The 25,815-nt window shown below is 68.8% G+C and carries 21 protein-coding genes; 16 read left to right on the top strand and 5 right to left on the bottom strand.

Annotated elements, in window-relative coordinates:
* Nucleotides 1-186: 186 nt before the first annotated feature.
* From ruvC to HMPREF3121_RS08090, 8 genes are all read left to right on the top strand, one after another.
* Nucleotides 187-681: a crossover junction endodeoxyribonuclease RuvC gene (gene ruvC / locus HMPREF3121_RS08125; protein ID WP_070522082.1), complete on the top strand. Its 495-nt coding sequence runs from the start codon at nt 187-189 to the stop codon at nt 679-681.
* Between the two features lie 46 nt (nt 682-727).
* On the top strand, nt 728-1,363 hold the full coding sequence (ruvA, locus tag HMPREF3121_RS08120) for a Holliday junction branch migration protein RuvA (protein ID WP_070522025.1): 636 nt from the start codon (nt 728-730) through the stop codon (nt 1,361-1,363).
* Nucleotides 1,364-1,399: 36 nt separating this feature from the next.
* Nucleotides 1,400-2,449, top strand: a complete 1,050-nt coding sequence (gene ruvB, locus HMPREF3121_RS08115; RefSeq protein WP_035123945.1) for a Holliday junction branch migration DNA helicase RuvB — start codon at nt 1,400-1,402, stop codon at nt 2,447-2,449.
* A 91-nt stretch (nt 2,450-2,540) separates the two neighbouring features.
* Nucleotides 2,541-2,882, top strand: a complete 342-nt coding sequence (gene yajC / locus HMPREF3121_RS08110) for a preprotein translocase subunit YajC (protein ID WP_070522022.1) — start codon at nt 2,541-2,543, stop codon at nt 2,880-2,882.
* Between the two features lie 50 nt (nt 2,883-2,932).
* Complete coding sequence (gene secD, locus HMPREF3121_RS08105) at nt 2,933-4,813, top strand: protein translocase subunit SecD (protein WP_246816110.1); 1,881 nt, start codon at nt 2,933-2,935, stop codon at nt 4,811-4,813.
* 2 nt (nt 4,814-4,815) lie between these two features.
* Nucleotides 4,816-6,051: a protein translocase subunit SecF gene (gene secF / locus HMPREF3121_RS08100; protein WP_070522079.1), complete on the top strand. Its 1,236-nt coding sequence runs from the start codon at nt 4,816-4,818 to the stop codon at nt 6,049-6,051.
* A 167-nt stretch (nt 6,052-6,218) separates the two neighbouring features.
* The gene (locus HMPREF3121_RS08095; RefSeq protein WP_070522020.1) at nt 6,219-6,797 is read left to right on the top strand and encodes an adenine phosphoribosyltransferase; all 579 of its coding nucleotides are present in this window, start codon (nt 6,219-6,221) and stop codon (nt 6,795-6,797) included.
* The gene (locus HMPREF3121_RS08090; RefSeq protein WP_070522016.1) at nt 6,790-9,051 is read left to right on the top strand and encodes a RelA/SpoT family protein; all 2,262 of its coding nucleotides are present in this window, start codon (nt 6,790-6,792) and stop codon (nt 9,049-9,051) included. The genes HMPREF3121_RS08095 and HMPREF3121_RS08090 overlap by 8 nt, the downstream gene beginning before the upstream one ends.
* Before the next feature lie 112 nt (nt 9,052-9,163).
* On the opposite strand, the gene HMPREF3121_RS08085 is transcribed toward HMPREF3121_RS08090, so the two are convergent.
* Nucleotides 9,164-10,003, bottom strand: a complete 840-nt coding sequence (locus HMPREF3121_RS08085; RefSeq protein ID WP_210387257.1) for a peptidylprolyl isomerase — start codon at nt 10,001-10,003, stop codon at nt 9,164-9,166.
* A gap of 292 nt (nt 10,004-10,295) precedes the next feature.
* Here HMPREF3121_RS08085 and HMPREF3121_RS08080 point away from each other — a divergent pair, with 292 nt between their 5' ends.
* Nucleotides 10,296-10,979, top strand: coding sequence for an MBL fold metallo-hydrolase (locus HMPREF3121_RS08080; protein WP_035123955.1), 684 nt, complete (start codon nt 10,296-10,298; stop codon nt 10,977-10,979).
* Nucleotides 10,980-10,989: 10 nt separating this feature from the next.
* Nucleotides 10,990-12,276: a histidine--tRNA ligase gene (hisS, locus tag HMPREF3121_RS08075; protein WP_070522010.1), complete on the top strand. Its 1,287-nt coding sequence runs from the start codon at nt 10,990-10,992 to the stop codon at nt 12,274-12,276.
* Here the strand turns inward: hisS and HMPREF3121_RS08070 are convergent.
* Both HMPREF3121_RS08070 and HMPREF3121_RS08065 read right to left on the bottom strand, forming a co-directional pair.
* A complete protein-coding gene (locus tag HMPREF3121_RS08070; protein ID WP_246816109.1) occupies nt 12,197-12,856 on the bottom strand; it encodes a CE1759 family FMN reductase in 660 nt (219 codons plus the stop codon). The genes hisS and HMPREF3121_RS08070 overlap by 80 nt on opposite strands.
* An 11-nt stretch (nt 12,857-12,867) precedes the next feature.
* Complete coding sequence (locus HMPREF3121_RS08065; protein ID WP_070522004.1) at nt 12,868-13,986, bottom strand: CE1758 family FMN-dependent luciferase-like monooxygenase; 1,119 nt, start codon at nt 13,984-13,986, stop codon at nt 12,868-12,870.
* A gap of 404 nt (nt 13,987-14,390) precedes the next feature.
* Between HMPREF3121_RS08065 and HMPREF3121_RS08060 the strand changes: the two genes are divergently transcribed.
* On the top strand, nt 14,391-15,902 hold the full coding sequence (locus HMPREF3121_RS08060) for an HNH endonuclease signature motif containing protein (RefSeq protein ID WP_141743040.1): 1,512 nt from the start codon (nt 14,391-14,393) through the stop codon (nt 15,900-15,902).
* A 144-nt stretch (nt 15,903-16,046) separates the two neighbouring features.
* Here the strand turns inward: HMPREF3121_RS08060 and HMPREF3121_RS08055 are convergent, their stop codons facing one another.
* Nucleotides 16,047-16,799, bottom strand: a complete 753-nt coding sequence (locus tag HMPREF3121_RS08055; protein ID WP_070521998.1) for a CBS domain-containing protein — start codon at nt 16,797-16,799, stop codon at nt 16,047-16,049.
* Between the two features lie 86 nt (nt 16,800-16,885).
* On the opposite strand from HMPREF3121_RS08055, the gene HMPREF3121_RS08050 reads away from it, so the two are divergent.
* Nucleotides 16,886-17,398, top strand: coding sequence for a DUF4112 domain-containing protein (locus HMPREF3121_RS08050; protein WP_083291493.1), 513 nt, complete (start codon nt 16,886-16,888; stop codon nt 17,396-17,398).
* Nucleotides 17,399-17,428: 30 nt separating this feature from the next.
* Here the strand turns inward: HMPREF3121_RS08050 and HMPREF3121_RS08045 are convergent, their stop codons facing one another.
* A complete protein-coding gene (locus HMPREF3121_RS08045; protein ID WP_070521995.1) occupies nt 17,429-18,307 on the bottom strand; it encodes a KPN_02809 family neutral zinc metallopeptidase in 879 nt (292 codons plus the stop codon).
* Nucleotides 18,308-18,510: 203 nt separating this feature from the next.
* On the opposite strand from HMPREF3121_RS08045, the gene aspS reads away from it, so the two are divergent.
* The 4 genes from aspS (at nt 18,511) to alaS (ending at nt 25,813) form a co-directional block, all read left to right on the top strand.
* Nucleotides 18,511-20,352 carry an aspartate--tRNA ligase gene (gene aspS, locus HMPREF3121_RS08040; RefSeq protein WP_070521992.1) on the top strand — a complete coding sequence of 614 codons (1,842 nt, stop codon included), beginning with the start codon at nt 18,511-18,513 and terminating at the stop codon, nt 20,350-20,352.
* A gap of 82 nt (nt 20,353-20,434) precedes the next feature.
* Complete coding sequence (locus HMPREF3121_RS08035) at nt 20,435-21,640, top strand: phosphotransferase family protein (RefSeq protein WP_070521988.1); 1,206 nt, start codon at nt 20,435-20,437, stop codon at nt 21,638-21,640.
* Nucleotides 21,641-21,658: 18 nt separating this feature from the next.
* Nucleotides 21,659-23,068 (top strand): replication-associated recombination protein A, encoded by a 1,410-nt coding sequence (locus HMPREF3121_RS08030; RefSeq protein ID WP_070521985.1) that lies wholly within the window; start codon nt 21,659-21,661, stop codon nt 23,066-23,068.
* Between the two features lie 84 nt (nt 23,069-23,152).
* Complete coding sequence (gene alaS, locus HMPREF3121_RS08025) at nt 23,153-25,813, top strand: alanine--tRNA ligase (protein ID WP_070521981.1); 2,661 nt, start codon at nt 23,153-23,155, stop codon at nt 25,811-25,813.
* Nucleotides 25,814-25,815 lie beyond the last annotated feature (2 nt).

The following is a 25,815-nucleotide window of genomic DNA, read 5'->3' as shown; positions in this document are numbered from 1 at the left end:
TTTCGATTGCCCCCTGCGCGCGTCGGCGCATGCTTGACGACGATTGCCGCAAGGCGAACGCACACTTGTTCGGATGGTGTGGTATGAATGGGGCGAATCAAATGGTCGGTGCGTGCAGCGGCGGGCGCCGGCGAAGATCGACGGGAACTGGCGGATAACGAGGAGGGTGCGGTGACCATTCGGGTGATGGGAGTCGATCCGGGACTGACCCGGTGCGGTTTGTCGGTCGCCGACGGCGGCCGGGGTCGCGCGGTGACGCCCATCGCCGTGGGCGTGGCCCGCACGCCCTCGGACATCGAGCTGCCGGATCGCCTGCTGCGGCTGTCGAACGCCGCGGAAGAGTGGATGGACCGCTACGAACCCGACGTCGTGGCCATCGAGCGGATCTTCGAGCGCGGCAACGTGTCCACCGTCATGCAGACCGCGCATGGTGTGGGCGTGCTCATGCTCGCCGCCGCCCGTCGCGGGCTGCCGGTGCACATGTACACGCCGTCGGAGGTCAAGAAGGCGCTGACCGGCAACGGGCGCGCCGACAAGGCCCAGATGACCACGATGGTCACCAGGATTCTCGGGCTGTCCGAACCTCCGAAGCCGGCCGACGCCGCCGACGCCCTGGCGTTGGCCATCTGCCATTGTTGGCGTGCGCCGCTGCTGGCGCGGGCGAAGGAGGCTCTGCAGTGACGGTGACAGGCAGTGACGGAGGCAAGACAGTGATGGAGGCAATGCAGTGATCGCATCGGTGCGCGGCACCGTCATCGACATGGGCGCGGCCCACGTCGTCATCGAGTGCGGGGGAGTCGGCCATCTGGTCACGGTCACGGCCCGGACCGGGGCGACGTTGACCCGCGGCGAGGAGGGTTTCCTGCTCACCACGCTGGTGGTGCGCGAGGACGCGATGACGCTGTACGGTTTCGCCTCGTCGCAGGAACGCGAGATGTTCGAGCTGCTGCAGACGGTGTCGGGCCTTGGGCCCCGCCTTGCAATGGCGGTGCTGCAGGTGCTCGACCCCACCGACGTTGCGGGGGCCGTGGCCGCCGGAGACTCCAAGCGCCTCCAGGCGGCCAGCGGAGTGGGCAAGCGGATGGCCGAGCGCATGCTCGTCGAATTGAAGGACAAGGTCGCGCCGTTCGCCGCTCCCGCCGGGACCGGTGCGCCGACCGAGGATGCAGCTGCGGCGGGCACCCGTCCCGGCTCCAACGCGAAGGCACCGGTCGCGGACGCCGACCAGGTCGTCGGCGCGCTCACCGGTCTGGGCTTCCGGGAGCAGGAAGCGTCCGCCGCGGTGGCGGACGTGCTCGCCGCGGATCCGACGCTGGACACGTCGGCCGCACTGCGGGCGGCGCTGAAGGAATTGGGCGGCTGAGCCGGGGACCATCGCCGGGGAATAGGATGACTGAACATGTCTGATGTGGAGCGCACCGAGTTCAACCTCACGGGACCGCGCGACGTCGACGCGCGCGCCCAATCGGCGGAAGTCGACGCCGAAGTCAGCCTGCGCCCCAAGTCGCTCGACGAGTTCATCGGCCAGCCGAAGGTCCGCAGCCAGCTCGAGCTCGTCCTCGGCGGCGCCCGGGGCCGCGGAGTGACGCCCGACCACATCCTCCTGTCGGGTCCGCCCGGCTTGGGCAAGACGACGATGGCGATGATCATCGCCCAGGAGCTCGGCACCTCGCTGCGCATGACCTCGGGCCCGGCGCTCGAGCGCGCCGGCGACCTGGCGGCGATGCTGTCGAACCTCATGGAGGGCGACGTCTTGTTCATCGACGAGATCCACCGCATCGCGCGGCCCGCCGAGGAAATGCTCTACATGGCGATGGAGGACTTCCGCATCGACGTCATCGTCGGCAAGGGCCCCGGCGCCACGTCCATTCCGCTGGAGATACCGCCGTTCACGCTCGTCGCTGCGACGACCCGGTCGGGGATGCTCACCGGTCCGCTGCGCGACCGCTTCGGCTTCACGGCGCAGATGGAGTTCTACGACGTCCCGGATCTGACGCAGGTGGTCACCCGAGCCGCGGGCATCCTCGGCGTGGAGATCAGCCCGGAGGCCGCCGTCGAGATCGCCTCCCGGTCGCGCGGGACGCCGCGCATCGCCAACCGGCTGCTGCGCCGGGTCCGCGACTTCGCCGACGTCCACGCCGGGGGAGTCATCGACATCGGGGCCGCGCGCGCCGCCCTGCTCGTCTTCGATGTCGACGAACTCGGCCTCGACCGACTCGACCGGGCGGTGCTCGATGCGTTGGTGCGGGGACATGGCGGCGGCCCGGTCGGCGTCAACTCCCTGGCCCTGGCCGTCGGCGAAGAACCCGGCACCGTGGAAGAAGTCTGCGAACCCTACCTGGTCCGCGCCGGCATGATCGCCCGCACCTCCCGTGGTCGGGTGGCCACCACGACGGCGTGGCGCCACCTCGGCCTGGAGCCGCCGGAAAGCGCGATCGGCCTGCGCTGAGGACTCGGAACGCCGTATCGGAACGTGAGCCGCGTCTCACCGGGCCCGGGGTTCGCTGCGGTGCAGGGGCCAACCGTTAGACTCTCCGCTCATGGACCCGATTCTTCTCATCATTCTCATGGTCATCCTGCTGGCGCTGCCGGTGTGGTCGACCTTCCGCCAGAACAAGCAGCTCCGCCAGATCCGCGAAATGCAGGCGCGTCTCGCCCCGGGTGCGGAGGTGCTCACCGGTTCCGGCCAGCACGGCATCGTCGTCGCCGTGGATGAGACGACCGTCGACCTCGAAATCGCCAACGGCGTCGTGACCCGCTGGGAGCGCGCCGCCATCGTCCGCAACGTCAACGAGGAAGAGGCCAAGCAGGCCGCCGACGCCACGTCCGCCGATTCCGCCGATTCGGGCAAGCCCGCCGACGTCGACGGCGACAACGCCTAAGGCGCACCGCGCCCGCGCCCCAAGACACCGCACCAACCCAGGAGTTCCCCTTGGCAAGCTCATCCCGCGGCGCCAACCGCGGCTTCCGCGCGAAATGGCCGCAGTGGTCGCTGCTGCTGTTCGTCGCCTTGCTCGTGCTGACCTACGTCCTGGTGTTCTTCACCGGAAACCGTGAGGCAACGCCGAAGCTCGGCATCGACCTGCAGGGCGGCACCCGCGTCACCCTGGTCCCGCAGGGCGAAAAGCCCACGCAGGACCAGCTCGCCCAGGCCCGCCGCATCCTCGAAAACCGCGTCAACGGCATGGGCGTCACCGGCGCCCAGGTCGTCACCGACGGCGACACGCTCGTCATCACCGTGCCCGGCGAGGACTCGCAGGAGGCCCGCGCACTCGGCCAGACGTCCCAGCTGTTCTTCCGGCCGGTCGCCCAGATGCAGGCGCCCGACCCGGCCGCGCTGACCGACACCACCCTCGAGATGGCCAACGACTGGGTCTCCGTCGGCCTGCTCACCCCCGAGGAAGCCAACGACGCGCTGGCCGAGCTGCACGAATCGCTCAGCGCCGACCTCGAGCGAACCAAGGAGATGTTCGAGGAGCAGAACCCCGACGAGCCGCTGCCCGAAGAGCTGCAGTTCGAAGTCGGCGAGCCCGGAAAGGTCACCGCCCCGGCCGCCGAGGAACCGGCCAACTCCATCGAGGCCGCCGAGCGCCGCGAGCAGGTCCGGGACGTGCTGCTGGCCTCGCGCCAGTCGTCCGACCCGACGGAGCTTTTCGCCGCCCAGGGCCTCATGCGTTGCGACGATCCCGACGCCGCCGACCCCCTGGCCGGCGCGGACGATCCCGCCAAGCCGCTGCTGACGTGCGACCCGGACAACCCGGGCGCCGTGATCTACCTCGACCAGGTGCCGCTGCTGATCGGCGAAACCGACGAGGAGAACGGCAAGCGCCTGTCCGGCGACGACATCGACACCGACGCCCCGATCAACGGCGGCTACGACCAGCAGTCCGGCGAGGTCCAGGTGTCCTTCAGCTTCAAGTCCGGTCGCGACGACGCCGGCGCCCGCACCTGGACCCAGTTGACCACGGACTACCTGCAGCAGCGGGTGGCCATCGTGCTCGACTCCGAGGTCATCTCCGCCCCCGTGATCCGCGACGCCACGCCGGTCGGCCAGGCCACCCGCATCACCGGCGACTTCACCATCGACGAAGCCCAGACGCTGGCCAACAACCTGCGCTACGGCGCCCTGCCGCTGAGCTTCGCCGGCGAGGACGGTGAACCGGGCGGCACCGCCACCACCATCCCGGCGACGATGGGTTCGGCGTCGCTGACCGCCGGCGTCATCGCCGGCCTGGTCGGCATCGGCCTCATCGTGGTCTACGCCCTGGCGCTGTACCGGGGCCTCGGCGTGATCTCGCTGGTGTCGATGGCCGCTTCCGGCGCGATGATCTACGGCGTCCTCGTGCTGCTGGGCCGGTGGATCGGCTACTCGCTGGATCTGGCCGGCATCGCGGGCATCATCATCTCCATCGGCACCACGGCCGACTCGTTCATCGTTTTCTTCGAGCGCATCAAGGACGAGCTGCGCACCGGCCGGACGTTCCGCTCCTCGGTGCCGCATGCTTGGCGCAGCGCCAGGGGAACGATCCTGGCGGGCAACTTCGTCTCGGTCATCGCGGCGGTCGTGCTGTACATCCTCGCCGTCGGCGACGTCCGCGGCTTCGCGTTCACGCTGGGCCTGTCCACGATCTTCGACATCATCACCGCCTTCGTGGTCACCGCGCCGCTGGTGATCCTGGCGACGCGGAAGTTCCCGTCGCTGGCGAAGCCGTCGATGAACGGGTTCGGCTCCGTGATGAAGCTGGCCTCGGACCGTGGCGTCAATCGTCGTAACGCGGGCACCGCCCGCACCGAGCCGCAGGAGGCGAAGTGATCATGTCGGACAACCGCGACACCGCACGCACCGATTCCACCGTCGCCGTCGACGAGCTCGACCGGGCCGTCGCCGAGCGCGGGTTCTTCACGCGCCTGTACACGGGTTCGGGCGGCATCGACATCGTCGGCAAGCGCCGCACCTGGTACGGCATCACCGCCGTGGTCCTTCTGGTGTGCATTGCCGCGATGGCCATCCGCGGGTTCGCCCTCGGCATCGATTTCGAGGGCGGCACCCGCATGACCATGCCGCCGGCCAACGTCACCGAGGAACAGGCGACGGAGGTCTTCGAGGACGCCACCGGCGTCGAGCCGAAGCTGGTGCAGATCATCGGCGCCGGCGACGCCCGCGTGTTGGAGATCACCTCCGAGCGTCTCGGCGAGGACGCCATCAACGACGCCCGCTTGGCGCTGTACGAGGAGTTCCATCCGGTCGACGCCAACGGCGAGGCCACGCCCGACGCCATCGGCGATTCGACCGTCTCGGAATCCTGGGGCGGTTCCGTCACCGAGCGCATGATCCTGGCGATGGCGGTCTTCCTGGCGCTGGTGTTCGCCTACATCGCCATCCGCTTCGAACGGGACATGGCCATCGCCGCGATCGGCGCCCTCGTCGTCGACGGCATCGTCATCTCCGGCATTTACGCGCTGGTCGGTTTCGAGGTCACCCCGGCCACCGTCATCGGCCTGCTGACGGTGCTGTCGTTCTCGCTGTACGACACCGTCGTCGTGTTCGACAAGGTCCGCGAGAACACCGCCGGTTTCCGGCAGAGCACCCGCCGCACGTACGCGGAGCAGGTGAACCTGGCGGTGAACCAGACGATCATGCGCTCGATCAACACCACGGTGTCGTCGCTGCTGCCGCTGCTGGCCCTGATGGTCATCGCGGTCGGCCTGCTGGGCGTGGGCACGTTGAAGGACCTGGCGCTGGTGCAGGTCATCGGCATCGTCCAGGGCACGTTCTCGTCGATCTTCCTGGCGGCGCCGTTCCTGGTGTCGCTCAAGCGCCGGCAGAAGGAGTACGCCGAGCATGACGCCAAGGTGGCCGAGGCGCGCGCCGCGGGCACGGCTCCGGCGGTGCGTGACGACGAGTCGTCGGACGCCGCTCCGGCGCGCAGGTCGGTGGCCACCCCGACGGTGACGAAGTCGGCGACGGCGCCGCGTTCCTCCGAGATCGACGGGGGAGACGATGACGGGGGAGACGCCCCCCGCCCGGCGACGTGGCGCCCGGGGCGCTGACATCCCCGGCAGCATGAGGCCCGTCCGGTGAGCGATCGCTCGCCGGACGGGCCAATGCGTTGGAGCCGCACATCGCGTGGAAAGATGGGGGTAACGTTGTCGCGACAACGCCCCAAGGTTTCCCGTGGTCGCGTCACGCGTCCGTTCACCCGAAAGCGAGGATCCCCGTGGCCTATGAAAACGCGCGGGCCGCACTGGCCGACCTGATTCGTCTGGTGCCCGATTTCCCTTCCGACGGCGTCCTTTTCGAGGACCTGAGTCCGGTGCTCGCGGATCCCGAGGGGTTCCGCCTCATCGTCGATGAGGTGGCGGAGGCGTGCAGGGGATTCGGCGCCGACGTGATCGGCGGTCTCGACGCCCGCGGTTTCCTCATCGGCTCGGCGGTGGCGGACAGCATGGGCCTCGGCGTGTTGGCGGTGCGCAAGAAGGGCAAGCTGCCGCCGCCGGTGCACACCGAGTCCTATGACCTGGAGTACGGGTCGGCGGCGCTGGAGGTCCCGGCCTCGGGTCTGGACCTCGAAGGCAAGCGCGTCGTACTCGTCGACGATGTGCTGGCCACCGGCGGCACCATGGCCGCGGCGCGGTCGCTGCTGGAGAAGTGCGGCGCCGAAGTGACGGGTCTGTGCGCCGTCCTCGAGGTCCAGGGTCTCGGCGGTCGCGACAGGCTGTCCGACCTGCCCCTGTACGTGGTGAACAACCCGCCGGCCGGTGGCGTCGAGGCGCGGAGCGGGGCGGAGGATGGCTGATCGTTCGCCGCGCCGCTACGGCGCACGCCTCGCCCGGAGCCTGACGGGCGCGCGCACGAAGGTCAATCCCGTCCTCGACCCGCTCGTGGCCATCCACCGGGAGGTCCATCCCCGCGCGGACCTGTCGCAGCTGCAGAAGGCCTACGACACGGCTGAACGGCTGCACGCGGGCGTCAAACGCAAGTCGGGGGAGCCGTACATCACGCACCCGCTGGCGGTGGCCACCATCGCCGCGGAGATCGGCATGGACACCACCACGCTGGTCGCGGCGCTGCTCCACGACACGGTGGAGGACACCGACTATTCCCTCGAAGAGCTCACCGACGATTTCGGCCCCGAGGTCGCGCGCCTGGTCGACGGCGTCACGAAGCTGGACAAGGTCGCGTTGGGTTCGGCCGCCGAGGGCGAGACCGTGCGCAAGATGGTCGTGGCCATGAGCCAGGATCCGCGGGTGCTGGTGATCAAGGTCTGCGACCGGCTGCACAACATGCGCACCATGCGTTTCCTGCCGCCGGAGAAACAGGAGAAGAAGGCCCGCGAGACTCTCGAGGTCATCGCCCCGCTGGCGCACCGCCTGGGCATGGCGAGCGTGAAGTGGGAGCTGGAGGACCTGTCCTTCGCCATCTTGTACCCGAAGAAGTACGACGAGATCGTGCGCCTGGTCGCCGACCGCGCGCCGCAGCGCGACCAGTATCTGAAGCAGGTCTCCGACGAGATCACCGCGGACCTGCGCGCCGCCCACATCGACGCCACGGTGATGGGCCGCCCGAAGCACTACTGGTCGATCTATCAGAAGATGATCGTCCGGGGCCACGACTTCGACGAGATCTTCGACTTGGTGGGCATCCGCGTGCTCGTGGATACGACCAAGGACTGCTATGCCGCGATGGGCGCGGTCCACTCGCTGTACCAGCCGATGCCGGGCCGCTTCAAGGACTACATCTCGGCCCCCCGCTTCGGCGTGTACCAGTCGTTGCACACGACGGTGATCGGCCCGGGCGGCAACGCCCTGGAGGTGCAGATCCGCACCCACGAGATGCACTACAACGCCGAGTACGGCATCGCCGCCCACTGGCGGTACAAGGAGACGAAGGGGTCGCACAAGGGCGACGCCGCCGAGGTCGACCAGATGGCGTGGATGCGCCAGCTGCTCGACTGGCAGCGCGAGGCCGCCGACCCCAACGAGTTCCTCGATTCGCTGCGCTACGACCTGGCCTCCAACGAGATCTTCGTGTTCACGCCCAAGGGCGACGTCATGACGCTGCCGATGGACGCCACACCCGTGGACTTCGCCTACGCGGTGCACACGGAGATCGGACACCGCTGCATCGGCGCGAAGGTCAACGGCAAGCTCGTGGCGCTGGAGTCGACGCTGAAGACGGGCGACCGCGTCGAGGTCTTCACGTCGAAGGACCAGCATTCGGGCCCGTCGAAGGATTGGGCGTCGTTCGTGAAGTCGCCGCGGGCCAAGGCGAAGATCCGCCAGTGGTTCGCGAAGGAACGCCGCGAGGAGGCGCTGGAGGCCGGCCGCGACGCGTTGGCCGCCGAGGTCCAGCGCGGCGGTCTGCCGATGCACCGCCTGTTCACGCCGCAGTCGATGAAGCAGATCGCCACGGAGCTCAACTACGCCGACGTCGACGCGCTCTACACGGCCATCGGCGAGGGCGCGATCGGCGCCAAGCACGTCACCAACCGCCTCATGGCGCAGTTTTCCAGCAAGGACGACGCCGAGGACCAGTTGGCGGCGCGTACCCCGCTGTCGAAGCTGCAGGCCCCGCAGAAGCGCCGCCGCGCCGACGGTGCGGGCGTCCTCGTCGCGGGGTCGGCGGACATGATGGCGAAGCTGGCCAAGTGCTGCACCCCGGTGCCGGGCGACGAGATCTTCGGTTTCGTCACCCGCGGCGGCGGCGTCAGCGTCCACCGCACGGACTGCACGAACGCCGCGAAGCTGAAGGAGGAGCCGGAGCGCCTCATCGACGTCGAGTGGGCGAGCGATTCCACGGGCGCGGTGTTCACGGTCACGGTGCAGATCGAGGCGCTCGACCGTCATGGCCTGCTCACGGAGATCACCCGGTCCATCAGCGACCAGAAGGTGCCCATCATCGCGACGTCGTCGCATACGGCGGAGGACCGCGTCGCCGTCATGCGCTTCACGTTCGAAGTGTCGGACATCAAGCAGCTCGGCTACATCATCTCGCTGCTGCGCGGGGTGGAGGGCGTGTTCGACGTCTTCCGCGTCACCAGCGGCGGCTAGTTGCTTGACCGGCTAGTGCTTGACGACGAAAACCGGCCCCGCACAGTGGTGTGCGGGGCCGGTGGCCGTCGTCAAGCCGAAGCGGCGGGGGCCTGCGGGGTCCTGCGAGATCCTAGGAGACCGTCGCGGACTCGATGCGGACTTCCTCGGCCGGCTTACCGTCGAGCTGGCCGCCCTCGATGCCCTTCTCCGAGATGCCCTTGACCACGTCGAGGCCCTCGGGGGTCATGGCGCCCAGAACCGAGTAAGACGGCTGGAGCTGACCGTCGGCGTAGTTGAGGAAGAACTGCGAACCGTTGGTGTCCGGGCCGGAGTTGGCCATCGCGATGGAGCCCTCCGGGTAGATGACGCCGTCGGACGCGGCGCCGGCCTCGTCGACCGGGTACTCGTCGGCGAAGGTGAAGCCCGGGCCGCCGGCGCCGGAGCCCGACGGGTCGCCGCACTGCAGGACGTTGAGTCCGCCGGAGGTCATGCGGTGGCAGACCGTGTCGTCGTAGTAGCCCTCCTTGGCCAGGTGCTCGATGGCGTTGACGGCGCAGGGGGACAGGGAACGGTCGAGCTGCATGGGAATGTCGCCGTGATTCGTCTTCAGCGTCACGGTGACGGTGCCGGTGGCGGGAACGTCATCGGTCTTCGGCGTGGAGACCTCCTTCGCCGCCTCGCCGCCCCCGGCCGGGTACTCGCAGGTGACGGTGTCGGGCAGCGCCTCGGCGCGGGCCATCGCCAACGGCTCCAGCTCCGGGGTCGACGTCTCCGTCTCTTCGGCCGTGACGTCGGTATCGTCGCCGTCCATCGTCGTGAGGAACCAAATGCCGCCGACCAGGACGAGCAGGATGGCCAGGGTGGCGACCACGACGCCCAGCGGCTTGGCCTTTTCCGCGCGCTCGCGGCGGCCGAGCTCTCGCTCGAGGTGCTTCATCGCCTCGCGGCGTCGTTGTTCATTGCCCTGCACGGTTACCTCTTTCGATCGTGGACGGGTCTGGCGTGGCATCCCGCATATCCGGCGCGACGTCCAGCACAACATTATGCCCTGCGGCGGATTCGCGGCGTCGGAGCCGGGGCGGCGATTCGGGGGCGGGGCGTGGAACGGGAGTGGTACGGACGTGGAACGGGCGCGACGATGAAGCCGCGTCCGGGCAAAGTAGTATGTTCGACGAAACACCCCGCGACTCCGCGCGACACCGTGCGACACCGTGCGCGGTCGGCGCATGCCCCGCCGCCGATTCCTCTCAGATTGGAGCCCCATGGAGATCATCGGTTTCCCCTCCGGACCGCTCGAGACCAACTGCTACGTCGCCACCGGCCACTCGATGGACGGCGACGCCGCCGACGGCCCGACCCCCGTGGTCATCATCGACCCGGGCATGGACGCACTGGGTCGGCTGAAGAAGGAGTGCGAGGAGCGCAACCTCAAGCCGGAGGCGGTGCTGCTGACCCACGGCCACATCGACCACACCCGCGACGTCGGCGACGTGGCCCGAGAGTGGGGGATCCCGGTGTACATCAACCCGCACGACCGCTTCATGCTGGACAACCCGCTCATCGGCGCGGGCCTGAGCCTGGGCAAGATGTTCAACGTCGCCGAGATGGTCCCGCCGACCGACATCCACGACCTCGACGACGGCGACGAGGTCAAGTTCGCCGGCCTTGCCTTCGAGGTCATCCACGCCCCCGGCCACTCGCCGGGATGCGTCATGCTGCGCGCCTTCGACGGCGGCGACGAGATCGTGTTCTCCGGCGACGTGCTGTTCGCCGGGTCGATCGGCCGCACGGACCTGCCGGGCGCCGACCCGCAGGACATGATGGATTCCCTGAAGAACCGCGTCCTGCCGCTCGACGACCACCTGACCATCCTGCCGGGCCACGGACCGACGTCGACGATCGGCCAGGAGAAGGCCCACAATCCGTTCCTCGCGCAGGTGAAGTAAGGTTGTCCGGGTGACCGAGCAGCAGAAGAAGACCAAGTTCCGTCCCTTCACCGCGCCGAAGGGCGTGCCGGACTACGTTCCGCCGCAGTCCCGTGCGTTCGAGGCCGTGCGGGGGTACCTGCAGCACCGTGCCCGCCTGGCCGGGTACGAGCACATCGAGCTGCCCGTCTTCGAGGACACCGGCCTGTTCGCCCGGGGCGTGGGCGAGTCCACCGACGTGGTGTCGAAGGAGATGTACACCTTCGCCGACCGCGGCGAGCGTTCGGTGACCCTGCGTCCGGAGGGCACCGCCGGCGTCATGCGCGCCGTCATCGAGCACAACCTGGATCGCGGCCAGCTTCCGGTGAAGCTGTCGTACGCCGGGCCGTTCTTCCGCTACGAGCGCCCCCAGGCCGGCCGTTACCGTCAGCTGCAGCAGGTCGGCGTCGAGGCCATCGGCGTCGACGATCCGGCCCTGGACGCCGAGGTCGTGGCGCTGGCCGACGCTTCCTTCCGGGGCATTGGCCTGACCGGCCACCGTCTTGAGCTGACCTCGCTGGGCGATTCGTCCTGCCGCCCGGAGTACCGCCGCAAGCTCCAGGACTTCCTGTTCGGCCTGCCGCTGGACGAGGAGACCCGTCGCCGCGCCGAGATCAACCCGCTGCGCGTGCTGGACGACAAGCGCCCGGAGGTCAAGGAGATGACCGCCGACGCGCCGCTGATGCTCGACCACCTGTCGGCGGAGTGCCGCACCCACTTCGAGACGGTCACCGGCCTGCTCGACGACATGGGCGTCGAGTACGTGATCAACCCGCGCATGGTCCGCGGCCTGGACTACTACACCAAGACCTGCTTCGAGTTCGTCCACGATGGCCTCGGCGCCCAGTCGGGCATCGGCGGCGGCGGTCGCTACGACGGCCTGATGGCCCAGCTCGGCGGCCAGGAAATGTCGGGCATCGGTTTCGGCCTCGGCGTCGACCGCGCGTTGCTGGCCCTGGAGACCGAGGGCAAGATCTTCGGCGACGAACGCCGCGTCGACGTCTACGGCGTGCCCCTCGGCGAGGAGGCGTCTCGTGCGATGGCGGTGCTCGTCGGCAAGCTTCGTGCCGCGGAGATCAGCGCCGACATGTCCTACGGCGGCCGCGGTTTGAAGGGTGCGATGAAGGGCGCCGACCGGGCCGGCGCGCGTTTCGCCCTGGTGCTCGGCGAGTCCGAGCTCGCGGCGGGCGAAGTCCAGCTCAAGGACTTGTCCGCGCACGAACAGCATGCGGTTGCGCTTGACGACGTCGTCGCGGAACTGCGGCGGCGCCTGGGCTGACGAAGCCTGGTGTGATGGCGGGCGCTTGAATCCCGCTACTCCAAGTGCTCCTTGAGCAGATCGCCGAAGGACGGGCCCGACGGCTCCTCGACGCCGGAGCCCGACCGCCGGGTCGCGCCGGCGGCCAGCCCCCCCCGACGCGGTGCGCCACCATGAGGTCGGCGAGCTCGCCGGCGGCGCGGGACACTCGGGAAGCCAGGGGAGCGACACCGTCACCACCGGTGAACGTCGCCGCCCCGCAGTCGTCCGTCGCCGCGAAGACGCCGGTCGGCGCGACCATGGCCCCCATGTAGGAAAACAGCGGACGCATGGCGTGGTCGACTGCCAGCGAATGTCGGGCGGTGCCGGCGGTCGCGCCGAGGACGGTGGGCACCGACCGCAGTGCGTCGTCGTCAAGCGAATCGACGAACATCTTGAACAGGCCCGAATACGAGGCCTTGAACACCGGCGACACCGCGATCACGGCATCGGCTGCGGCGACCGTGCGGCGCGCCTCGTCCAGGGACTTGGACGACAGGCCGCCGACCGTGAATGCGTCGGCGAGATCGCGGGCGAGATCCCGGACCTCGATGACAGTCACGTCCGCCGGATTCACATGTCCTCGACGCGGCCCGGCTGCACCCTGTGGTGCGGATGGTCGCGGACGAGCGCGAGAGTGGCGTGGGTCGGCGGGTCCGAGGGCACGTGCTCGGGGCGGCGGGCCTCCATGCGACGGCGCAACTCCGGAACGACCTGCGTGCCCAGGATCTCGATCTGCTTCAGGACCACCTCCAGCGGCAGGCCGGCATGGTCGATGAGGAACAGCTGACGCTGATAGTCGCCCACCCAATCCGCGAACTCCATGGTGCGCTCGATGACCTGCTCGACGGTACCGACCGTCAGCGGCGTCATCTCCGTGAACTCCTCCAACGACGGCCCGTGGCCGTAGACCGGGGCGTCGTCGAAGTAGGGGCGGAAGAACTTCTTCGCCGCTTCTTCCGTGTCGCCGATGAAGACCTGCCCGCCCAGGCCGACGATGGCCTGATCCGCCCGGCCGTGGCCGTACTTTTCGTAGCGGCGGCGGTAGATGTCGACCATCTTCGCCGTGTGCTCCCGGTTCCAGAAGATGTTGTTGTGGAAGAAGCCGTCGCCGTAGAACGCCGCCTGCTCCGCGATCTGCACCGACCGGATGGATCCGTGCCACACGAATGGCGGCGTGTCGTCCAGCGGCCACGGCGTGGAGACGTAGCCCTGCAGCGGAGTGCGGAACTCGCCCGACCAGTTGACCGGACGTTCGCGCCACAGGCGGCGCAGCAGGTGGTAGTTCTCCACCGCCAGCGGGATGCCCTGCCGAATGTCCTTGCCGAACCACGGGTAGACCGGCGCGGTGTTGCCGCGGCCCATCATCAGGTCGACGCGGCCGCCGGAGAGATGCTGCAGGAAGGCGTAGTCCTCGGCGATCTTGACCGGATCGTTGGTGGTGATCAGCGTCGTGGCCGTCGACAGCAGCAGCTTTTCGGTCTTCGCCGCGATGTAGCCGAGGTGCGTCGTCGGGGAGGAGGGCACGAACGGCGGATTATGGTGCTCTCCGGTCGCGAATACGTCGAGCCCGACTTCCTCCGCCTTCAGCGCGATCCGCGTCATCGCGTTGATGCGCTCATGCTCGGTGGGGGTCGTGCCGTCGGTCGGGTCGGTGGTGACGTCGCCGATGGTGAAGATGCCGAACTGCATCGCGTGCTCCCGTGGTCCGGTTTTGTGCGGGTGGTGGAGGGTGTGCGGCGGTGAGGGCGGGGGAGTTCTTCGAGCGTCGTCGACTCCGGGATGCTCTCGCTCTTCTCGCACCATCCTCGATATATGACACGTCACCAATAGGTCGAAATGGTGTCGCCTGCAAGGGGTTTGAAATTGCCGGCCCCTTCGGGTCGCACGCGTGTGCGATTGCGGGTAATGTTGGAGGTGACGGCGGGGGAAGTTGGTTGCCGTCACCTCCCGCAATGTGGGGAATTGGGGGAGTTCGTCGACAAGCCCATTGGTTCACGTATTCGATTGCGGTGCTGATTCGCGTCGGCGCCTACGCCGATCAGCACACCCTGACACGTAAACCGCGATATGCCCACGACGATCTGGAACATGACATGGCGGACACCGCGCACACCGACCCGGCCCACCACGACGACGAGCATCGACCCGGCGACCAGCAGCACGCCAAACAAGAGGACGGCAAACAGCAGGACGGCACGCATCATGGCGACAAGCATGACGACGACGCGCCGTTCGAGTTTCCCGAGCTGCGCTACGCCCACGAGAACGCCGACGACCCGTTGTGCGCCGCCGGCCTCGACCGCAACGCCCGTGATCTGATCATCGCCGCGGCCGCCTGCCCCGAGTCGTTGGCCGACGTCGAGCACCACCTGGCCACCCTCCATCCGCGATTGGGCGTCACCCGGACAGAGGGTTTCGCCTACTGCGACCTCGGCATCGCCCTGGAACGGCTCCCGCGGCTGGCGGAGTTGCTCGAGGAAAGGCCGTTTTTGCCGATGTCGCACATGAAGGCCATCGCCACGGCCGTGTATTGCCTCTCCGACGAGCATCTCGACGCGTTTTGCGACCGCCTACTGCGGTATCTCGCGCCGAAGCGGCCCAACCAGGCGTTGGTGGGCTGGCGCTCGCTGTCGAAACAGTTGTGCCACATCGTCGAGGTGCTCGAACCCGCTGTCCGGCCACCCGACCCGCCGGATGACTCCAAGCCTCCGGACCCGGCGGAGGACCCGGCGTTCAGCGTCGACGAGCGGTCGCCCAACCACACCAGTTTCAAGGTCACGTTGCGTGCCGACGAAGGCCGGGAAGTCCTCGACAGCCTCGACGCCGTCGCCCGGGCGCACCGATGTTCGCGCACCGACGCGCTGCTGCACCTGATCCGGTCGAAAACCCGGGTCGACGTGGTGTTCAACGTCTTCCGTGCGTTCGACGGCGATCGGGCATGGATGTCCGGCGTCGGGTGGCTGTCGGCGGTCGCCACCGAAGAATGGACGAAGCGGGCGACCCACCTGCGCCTGTCGTCCAACGGCTCGACCGACGGGTACGTGCCCACCGACGCCATGGACGCGTTCATCGAAGGCAGGGACGGCATCTGCCGGTTCCCGGGGTGCAGTTGCCCCGCGCACAAGGCCGACGACGACCACGTCATGCCCTACGACGCGGAGGATCCTGCGTCGGGAGGGCCGACGAACACCGCCAACCTGCACAAGCTTTGCCGACGCCACCACAACCTGAAGACCGCGAGACTGTGGGACGTCGACGCCCACCCGGACGGGACCGAGGTGTGGACCAGCCGCGACGGCAAGCACACGTTCACCACGATGCCGGAAGGACCGCTGGCCGGATTCGGTCGGCAGACCTTCGACGCCCGATTGACGCGCAAGACCGCCGTGCTGCGGGAATTCAACGAGCGCCGCATCGCTGCCGAAGAGGAGGCCCGACGGATCACCGAGGAAGCGTTGCGCGTGACCGACGAGCGCCTGCGTGCCGACGAAGAGAAGTACCAGGAGCTCTACGGACCCAACGCCACCCACCCCGACGCGCACCTGTCCCGCGAAGAAAAGCTGAGGAAGTACCCCGACGTCCCGCCCTTCGGATTTCTGGGATGATTCGGTTCGCTGGGATGATTCGGTTCGCGGGGGGTGAAGGGCAGAGGGGGTGAAGGGCAGAGGGGGATGGGGTGAAAATGGAGGCGTGGGGGGGGCCGGGGTGATCGATCTGCCGGCCAACACGACTCGGATAATGCGTCCCGCCTAATACGACCCGATCTGCACTTCGGCCCACAGGATCGGCAGGTCGGCGCCGCCCACGACGCGCAACGGCTTCTGGTCGGGTTTGCCGTGCTCGGTGATGATGAGCGCACGCGGAACGAGGCCGTCGTCGCCGGGGATGGTCAAGGCGGTCACGGCGTCCTGGACGGTGGAGTTGCGGGGCATGAAGTACGGCATGTCCCGCGAACCGGCCCAACAGAGGACGTCGGCGACGGTCTTGGCCTCCAGTCGGCCATCGTCGCCGTAATCGTGGGCGACCCAGATGGCGATCGCGTCCGTCGTCAGCAACGACGTGCACGTGCCGCGGTCGACGCCGCCGTCGTACACGGGAAACTGCGAGTACGTCGACTCGGCCAAAACCTCGAACACCTTCTCCACCGAGTCCTCCGGCGTGACTGTCACGGGCCGGCGCTGGGGCAACACGTCGAGAACCAGCGGGGGATCGATGAGGTTGCGCGCCAGACGTTCCGCATCCGCCACCGTCTCCGGCAGCGGATCCGCGATGGGGCGGCCATCCCGGTATTCGCCGTGGCTGATCGCGTTGCGAAGGTCGGAAAAAGCCATGAGGGCGGAACGCTGTGCGTCGGAAAGTCGATGCTTCCGGTGGCTGAGGTTGACCATCCACTTGAACCCGTCCGACGGCTTTGCCCGCAGATCACGGCGTAGATGAGCCTCGATATCGTTGAACGCGGCGAGAAACGCCGTGGCATTGCCACCCGGAGATGCATCGGTCATGGCGCCCAGGCTACCGACGCTCAGGTGGGGCGGGCATGGGACTCAGGCGGGAGGGCATGAACCTACGCTGACCTACGCTGGTGGGCATGAACGCGAATGAACCGGATCGGAACCGACGCGGCGGGGCGGAGCAGCCTCGGTCGCTCAATCGAACGTCGCGGTTGATCGCGCACGTCATGGACGACCTGTTCACGATCCCCGGAACCAATCGCCGCGTGGGGCTGGATCCGCTCGTGGGACTCGTCCCGGGGCTTGGCGACGCCGCCGGAGCCGTCGCGGCCACGGGGCTGGTCATCGACGGCATCCGCTATCGGGTGCCGTTCGTCGTCCTGCTGCGAATGGCGTTGAACCTGCTGCTCGACATGGTCATCGGTGCCATTCCCGTTGCAGGCGACGCGTTCGATTTCTTTTTCCGGGCCAACATCCGCAACGAGCGGCTGATGCTCAAAGTAATCGACGACCCCGCCGGGACGGCGAAGTCGTCGAAACGCTATCTGATCGGCGCGGCGATCCTGCTGGTCGTGCTCGTGGTGCTCATCGTCGCGCTCGCGATCGGCGCGGTCTGGGGCCTCATCGCGCTCATACAGGCGGGGTACTGATCCGGACTCGCAGCGCCATATGGCCGGCGACTACCTGTACACGCCCCGCTCGAGGGTGTCGCAGCGGGCCATCTTGCCGGTCTGGTAGCCGGTCATGAAAGCGTCGGCGCGCTGCTCGGAGGAACCGTGGGTCCACAAGTCGGGGCGGATCTCGCCGCCCTGGTGGCCCTGGATGGTGTCGTCGCCGATGGCGCGGGCGGTCTTCAGGGCGTCGGCGACTTGCTGCTCGGTGAGCGGCTCGAGGATCGCGTCGGGGCCCTTGTCGGCGTAGTGCGCCCAGATGCCGGCGTAGCAGTCGGCCTGCAGCTCGATCTTCACGGCGTCGGAATCCGGGCCGGGCTCGTTGTAGTTGGAGCGGCCGAGGGTGCCCTCGAGCTTCTGGATGTGGTGGGCGAACTCGTGCGCCACGACGTACTGCTGGGCCAGCGGCCCACCGCCGCCGCCCATGCGTTCGAGCTGGTCGAAGAAGGAGACGTCGTAGTAGGAGTATTCGTCGGCGGGGCAGTAGAACGGGCCGGTCGACGCCGACGCGTAGCCGCAGCCGGACCGGGTGGAGCCGGAGAAGATCTCGATGCCGGGCGCCTGGTACTCGATGCCGGCCTGGGCGGGCAGCTGTTCGGCCCACACGCGGTCGACGGAGATGCCGGTGAACTCGATGCGGCAGTCCAGGTGTTCGTTGGCGTCCGCGCCGGTCTGGCAGTGCTCGAATCCGCCCTGCGCGTTCTGCGATTGGCCGCCGCTCGGCTGAGAGGGCTGCTGCAGCTGCGAGGGGTCGCCGCCGAGGATGAGGAAAAGGCCGACGAGGAGCAGGCCGCCGAGGCCGCCGCCGATGGCGATGCCGCCGCGGCCACCGCCACCGCCGCGGCGAGCTCGGTCGCCGCTCTTCTGGAAATCGGAACGGAACGTCATGAACCGAGTATGCCAGCCGCGACGCCGACGCGAGCGACGAAGGTGCGGCACCTGTTCGGGACTCTTCGGGGTTCTTCGGGCTTTACGACGGCCCGGCCCCCGGACTCATCCGGTGCGGCGGGTAGACTGCCATCGACGCGCGCCCGGACGGGCGCACGATCTCGGTTAACTCTTACAGGCAAAGCTTTGGAAGGACCCCAATAGTGCTGCGTACGCATCTCGCCGGCGAGCTCCGCGCCGACCAGGCCGGACAGACCGTCACCCTCACGGGTTGGGTGGCCCGCCGCCGCGACCACGGTGGCGTCATCTTCATCGACCTGCGCGACCGTTCGGGCCTGGCCCAGGTCGTTTTCCGCGAAAGCGAGGTCGCCGAACGCGCCCATCACCTGCGCAGCGAGTACTGCGTGCGGGTGACGGGCGTCGTCGAGAAGCGGCCGGAGGGGTCGGAGAACCCGAACCTGGCGTCGGGTGACGTCGAGCTCAACGTCACCGAGCTGGAGATCCTCAACGAGTCGGCGGCCCTGCCGTTCCAGCTCGACGACGCGTCGAGCGCCAACGAGGTCGGCGAGGAAACCCGACTGAAGTACCGCTACCTGGACCTGCGTCGCGAGGGTCCGGCGAAGATCATGCGCCTGCGTGCCGCGATGAACCGCGCGGCCCGCAAGGTGCTGGACTCGCACGACTTCACCGAGATCGAAACTCCGACGCTGACGCGCTCCACCCCGGAGGGCGCCCGCGACTTCCTGGTTCCGGCCCGCCTGAAGCCGGGTTCGTTCTACGCCCTGCCGCAGTCGCCCCAGCTGTTCAAGCAGCTGCTGATGGTCGGCGGCATGGAGCGCTACTACCAGATCGCCCGCTGCTACCGCGACGAGGACTTCCGCGCCGACCGTCAGCCGGAGTTCACCCAGCTCGACGTCGAGATGAGCTTCGTCGAGCAGGACGACGTCATCGCCCTGGCCGAGGAGATCCTCACCGCCGTGTGGCGCGAGGGCGGCTACGAGATCACCACCCCGATCCCGCGGATGACCTACCGCGAGGCGATGGAGAAGTACGGCTCCGACAAGCCGGACCTGCGCTTCGACATCCAGCTGACCGACTGCACCGAGTTCTTCAAGGACACGACCTTCCGCGTGTTCAAGAACGAGTACGTCGGTGCCGTCGTGATGGACGGCGGGGCCTCCCAGCCGCGTCGTCAGCTCGACGCGTGGCAGGAGTGGGCCAAGCAGCGCGGCGCCAAGGGCCTGGCGTACATCCTCGTCGGCGAGGACGGGGAGCTGGCCGGCCCGGTGGCCAAGAACATCACCGACGCCGAGCGCGAGGGCATCGCCGCCCACGTCGGCGCGAAGCCGGGCGACTGCATCTTCTTCGCCGCCGGCGACACCAAGTCGGCGCGTGCGCTGTTGGGCGCGGCCCGCGGCGCCATCGCCGAGAAGCTGGGCCTGATCAAGGAAGGCGACTGGGCCTTCACCTGGGTCGTCGACGCCCCGATGTTCGAGCCCGCCGCCGACGCCGCCGCCTCCGGTGACGTCGCCCTGGGCCACTCCGCCTGGACCGCCGTGCACCACGCGTTCACGTCGCCGAAGCCGGAGCACCTGGACACCTTCGACAAGGAGCCGGGCGAGGCGCTGGCCTACGCGTACGACATCGTGTGCAACGGCAACGAGATCGGCGGCGGCTCCATCCGCATCCACCGCCAGGACGTGCAGAAGCGCGTGTTCGAGGTCATGGGCATCTCCGACGAGGAGGCCCACGAGAAGTTCGGCTTCCTGCTCGACGCCTTCGCCTTCGGCGCCCCGCCGCACGGCGGCATCGCGTTCGGCTGGGACCGCATCGTCTCGCTGCTGGCGGGCGTGGAGTCGATCCGCGAGACCATCGCCTTCCCGAAGTCCGGCGGCGGCGTCGACCCGCTGACCGACGCCCCGGCGCCGGTGACCGCCCAGCAGCGCAAGGAGTCCGGCATCGACTTCAAGCCGAAGGCGGACAAGAAGCAGGAGCAGGGCCAGAACCAGCAGGGCAAGAAGCAGCCGCAGGACACCAAGCAGTAGGCCCTCGGCGGAACCCGGCCACACGCGGGCCGGGGAACGCCGGAGCACATACGACGACGGCGGGCGCGAGCCCGAGGAGATCATGGAAGCCCACGACAATCAGAGCAACGAGCACGACGTCGCGGACATCATCGCGACGGCCGGTGAGCTGCTGGCGTCCCGTTTCGGCGGACGGCCGGAGCTGACCGACCCGGAAGACCTCGGCGGTTCGAGCCGGGCGATGGTCGTGCGGCTCCGCGTGTCTCCGAACCCGTTTTTGCCGGTGCGGTCGCTCGTCGTCAAGCGCATGCCGGAATCCTCGGCCGCCGGCGCCGACCCGGCGCTGCTGCGGGAGATCGTGGCGTACCAGTTCGCCACGTCGCTGCCCGAGGACGTCCGCCCCGGCCCCGAGTTGCTGGCGCATGACGTGGCGGAGCGGATCATCGTGCTGTCCGACGCCGGTGACGCGCCGACGTTGGCCGAAGTCCTCGAAACCGGCGACGCCGACACGCGTCCGCGGGCGCTGCGGTCGTTGGGTGCCGCGCTGGGGCGGATGCACGCGGGCACGGCGGAGCGCGAGGACGGCTTCAACACCCTGATGTCGCGCATGTGGTCGCGGCACCGGGGCGACGAGGACGTGTCCGGCGAGCGCGACCGCGGTATCGTCCGGGCCATCGGGGTCGGCATGGAGCGCCTCGAAAACGCGGGTCTGCCCGTCACCGACGGGGTACGTCGCCTGGCCGGAGACGCCGCCCGTCGGATCTCCTCGGGCCACCACCGCGCGTTCACGCCGTTCGACCTGGCGCCCGACAACATCCTCATGGCCAGTCGCGTGTCCTTCCTCGACTACGAGTGGGCGGGCTTCCGCGACGCCACCTTCGACGTCGCCAGCGTCATCGCCGGGTTCCCGCTGCACGTGTTCACCGAACCGCCGACGCCGGAGGAAACCGACGTCTTCATCCGCTCCTGGGTCGAAGAGGTCCGCCTGCCGTGGCCGGAGGTGGTCGGCGAACAGCACCTGCGCACGCGCCTGATGACGGCGCTGCTCGGCTGGACGCTCATCACCGTCACCATCCTCCACTTCGGTTCGCCGCAGGCGGCGCTGACCGCCGGTGCGGAAACTCCGGAGGGCGAACGCGACGAGCCGTTGGCGGGACGGGGCGAGGAGTTGGGCGGCGGAGCGTTGGAACGCCGCGATCTGCTGGCCACGGCCCGCGCCCTGGAATCGTTCTCGGCCGGCTGCGAGGACCCGCGGGCCGGCGAGGTCGGCGACTTCGCGCGCGCGATCATCGAGTTCGTCGCGGAGTAAACGGAAAGGGAGGCCGGCATGGCGGGCGAGCCGGGGCTTTTCGACGACCCGGGGGCAGGCGGTTCAGCCGGTGCAGCCGGTTCAGCCGATGGAGTCAATGCCGACGATTACTTCCATCCCGGGGCGCATGCGCCGCTGGCGGTGCGGATGCGTCCGCGCGCCCTCGATGAGGTGGTGGGGCAGAAGCACCTGCTCGGCGAAGGGGCGCCGCTGCGCCGGCTGGTCGAGGGCGGGGGAGACACGTCGGTCATCCTCTTCGGGCCGCCCGGCACCGGCAAAACGACCCTGGCGAGCCTCATCTCCGCGTCGACGGGCCGGCGTTTCGAGGCGCTGTCGGCGCTCAACGCCGGCGTGAAGGAAGTCCGCGCCGTCATCGAACGGGCCCGCAATCATCTCGTCCGCGAGGGCGTGCAGACGGTGCTGTTCATCGACGAGGTGCACCGATTCTCCAAGACCCAGCAGGACGCTCTGCTGGGGGCGGTGGAGAACCGCACGGTGCTGCTCGTCGCCGCGACGACCGAAAACCCGAGCTTCTCCGTCGTCTCGCCGCTGCTCAGCCGGTCGCTGCTGCTGCAGTTGGAGCCCCTGACCGACGACGACGTCGCCGAAGTCATCCGCCGCGCCGCCGTCGACGAACGGGGCCTGGGCGGGCGCATCACCATCACCGACGACGCCCTGCACCAGCTGGTGGCGCTCGCCGGCGGCGACGCCCGCCGCTCCCTGACCTACCTCGAGGCCGCCGCCGAGGCCGTGCCCGACGGCGGTGAACTCGACGAGGAAACCGTGCAGGCCTCCGTCAACCGGGCGGTGGTGCGCTACGACCGCGACGGCGACCAGCACTACGACGTCACCAGCGCCTTCATCAAGTCCGTCCGCGGCTCCGATGTCGACGCCGCGCTGCACTACCTGGCCCGCATGATCGAAGGCGGGGAGGACCCCCGGTTCATCGCCCGGCGCATCATCATCCTGGCCAGCGAAGACATCGGCATGGCCGACCCGACCTCCCTCCAAGTCGCCGTCGCCGCCGCCGAGGCCGTCCAGCTCATCGGCCTGCCCGAAGGCCGCCTGCCGCTGGCCCAGGCCGTCATCCATCTGGCCACCGCACCGAAGTCGAACTCGGTCATCTCCGCCATCGATGCCGCCCTCAAGGACGTCCGCGCCGGAAAATACGGCGCCGTTCCCCCGCACCTGCGCGACGGCCACTACAGCGGCGCCCGGGCATTGGGCAACGCCGTGGACTACCAATACCCGCACGACGACCCGAAAGGCGTCGTCAAGCAGCAATACCCGCCGGACCCGCTCGTCGACGCCGAATACTACCGGCCCGGCACGCACGGCCGGGAACGTGCGATGGGCGACCACCTCGCCACGCTGCGCGGCATCGTGCGGGGCAACAACCGGGGCACGACCCGGGGGAAGACGGAGTAACTCCGGGCGAGGGGGTATGCTGGCACGGCTATCGCCGCCACCCGGCGGCACCCACCATCGTCGTCACAGAGGAACCCGACTGCCGTGCAGACCCATGAGATCCGGAAGCGCTTCATCGACCACTTCGTGAACGCGGGGCACGCCGAGGTCCCCAGCGCCTCGCTCATCCTCGAGGACCCGGACCTCCTCTTCGTCAACGCCGGCATGGTGCCCTTCAAGCCCTACTTCCTCGGCGAACAGAACCCGCCGTTCCCCAACGGCACCGCGACGTCGATCCAGAAGTGCGTGCGCACCCTCGACATCGAGGAAGTGGGCATCACCACCCGCCACAACACCTTCTTCCAGATGGCCGGCAACTTCTCCTTCGGCCAGTACTTCAAGGAAGGCGCCATCAGCCATGCATGGGCGCTGCTGACCAACCCGGTCGCCGACGGCGGCTACGGCCTCGACCCCGAGCGCCTGTGGGTCACCGTCTACCTCGACGACGACGAGGCCGCGGAAATCTGGGAGAAGAAGATCGGCGTGCCCGCCGAACGGATCCAGCGCCTCGGCATGGCCGACAACTACTGGTCCATGGGCGTGCCCGGCCCGTGCGGCCCCTGCTCCGAGATCTACTACGACCGCGGCCCCGAGCACGGCGCCGAGGGCGGACCCGCCGCCGACGACACCCGTTACCTGGAGATCTGGAACCTGGTCTTCATGGAGAAGGAGCGCGGCCAGGGCACCGGCAAGGACTCCTTCGAAATCCTCGGCGACCTGCCGAAGAAGAACATCGACACGGGCATGGGCGTCGAGCGCGTCGCCTGCCTGCTGCAGGGCGTCGACAACGTCTACGAAACCGACTTGCTGCGCCCCGTCATCGACGCCGCCGAGGAGATCACCGGCGCGAAGTACGAGGGCGGCGGCCAGGACGCCATCCGCTTCCGCGTCATCGCCGACCACTCCCGCACCGGCATGATGCTCATCCTCGACGGCGTCACCCCCTCCAACGAGGGCCGCGGCTACATCCTGCGCCGCCTGCTGCGCCGCATCATCCGTTCCGCCCGCCTGCTCGGCGCGACCGGCGAGACGATGGAGCGGTTCATGAACGTCATCATGGACACCATGACGCCGTCGTACCCGGAGATCGCCGAGGCCCGCGAGCGCATCATCCGCACCGCCGTCGCCGAGGAGCGCGCGTTCCTGAAGACCCTCGAGTCCGGCACCCACCGCTTCGACGAGGCCGCCGCCGCCCTCAAGCAGGAGGGGACGACGACGTTCTCCGGCCAGGAGGCGTTCACCCTCCACGACACCTACGGTTTCCCCATCGACCTGACGCTGGAGATGGCCGCCGAAGCCGGCCTGGAGGTCGACGTCGACGGGTTCGAAGCCGCCATGAGCGAGCAGCGCGCCCGCGCCAAGGCCGACAACCTGGCCAAGAAGCACGGCCACGCCGACGTGTCGGTCTACCGCGACTGGGTGGACAACAACCCCACCGAGTTCGTCGGCTTCACCGAGCTGACCGCCGACGCGACGATCCTCGGCCTGGTCATCGACGGCCAGTCCGTCACGCAGGCCCACGAGGGTGACGACGTCGAGGTCATCCTGGACGTGTCGCCGCTCTACGCGGAGGCCGGCGGCCAGACCGCCGACCGCGGTCGCCTGGTCGCCGAAGGCACGATCCTCGAAGTCGAGGACGTGCAGAAGATCGGCAAGAAGCTGTGGGTGCACAAGTCGAAGGTCACCGCCGGTGGCGTGGAGCTGGGCCAGACCATCCGCGCCGAGGTCGACGAGGCGTGGCGCCACGGTGCCCGCCAGGCGCACACGGCGACGCACCTCATCCACGCGGCCCTGCGCGAGGTGCTGGGTCCCACGGCCGTGCAGGCCGGTTCGCTCAACCGCCCGGGCTACCTGCGCTTCGACTTCAACTACACCGAGCAGCTGACGCCGGAGCAGCTGGCGGAGATCTCCACGATCACCAACGAGGCCGTCGACTCCGACTTCGCGGTCAACACCATCGAGACCACGCTCGACGAGGCCAAGAAGATGGGCGCGATGGCGCTGTTCGGCGAGAATTACGGCAACGAGGTCCGCGTCGTCGAGATCGGCGGCCCGTTCTCCATCGAGCTGTGCGGTGGCACGCACACCGAACACACCTCGCAGATCGGTCCGGTGGCGGTGCTGGGCGAGTCGTCGGTCGGTTCGGGCGCGCGCCGCATCGAGGCCTACTCGGGCATGGATTCCTTCCGGTACCTGTCCACCGAGCGGATGCTGGCGGAGCGCCTGGCCGCGGAGTTCAAGGTTCCGTCGGCGGAGTTGCCGGATCGCATCGCCTCGCTGGTCGATCGTCTGAAGGCGGCGGAGAAGCAGGTCGCGGATCTGCAGGCGGCGCGTTTGCTTGCCGACGCGCAGTCGCATCTGGACAAGGCGCGGGTCATCGGCGACGTGACGTACCTCGGCCTGCAGCTGCCGGCCGGAACGCAGGCCAAGGACATTCGCGTGCTGGCCAACGATCTGCGCGGCCGTCTCAACGACCGTGCGGCGATCATCGCCCTGGCCGCGGAGTGCGACGGCAAGGCGCCGTTCGCCGTCGCCGTCACCGATTCGGCCGTCCAGGACGGTCACAAGGCCGGTGATCTGGTGAAGCTGCTCGGCGAGCGAATCGGCGGCCGGGGCGGCGGCAAGCCGCAGCTGGCGCAGGGCTCCGGTTCCGAGCCCTCCGGCATCGAGTCCGGTCTGGCCGCCATCGCGGACTCGCTGGGCTAGAT

It is taken from the genome of Corynebacterium sp. HMSC11E11, assembly GCF_001807025.1.
Taxonomy (GTDB): Bacteria; Actinomycetota; Actinomycetes; order Mycobacteriales; family Mycobacteriaceae; genus Corynebacterium; species Corynebacterium freneyi.
The sequence above is the reverse complement of the archived record's forward strand: the minus strand, read 5'-3'. Positions and strand labels throughout refer to the sequence as shown.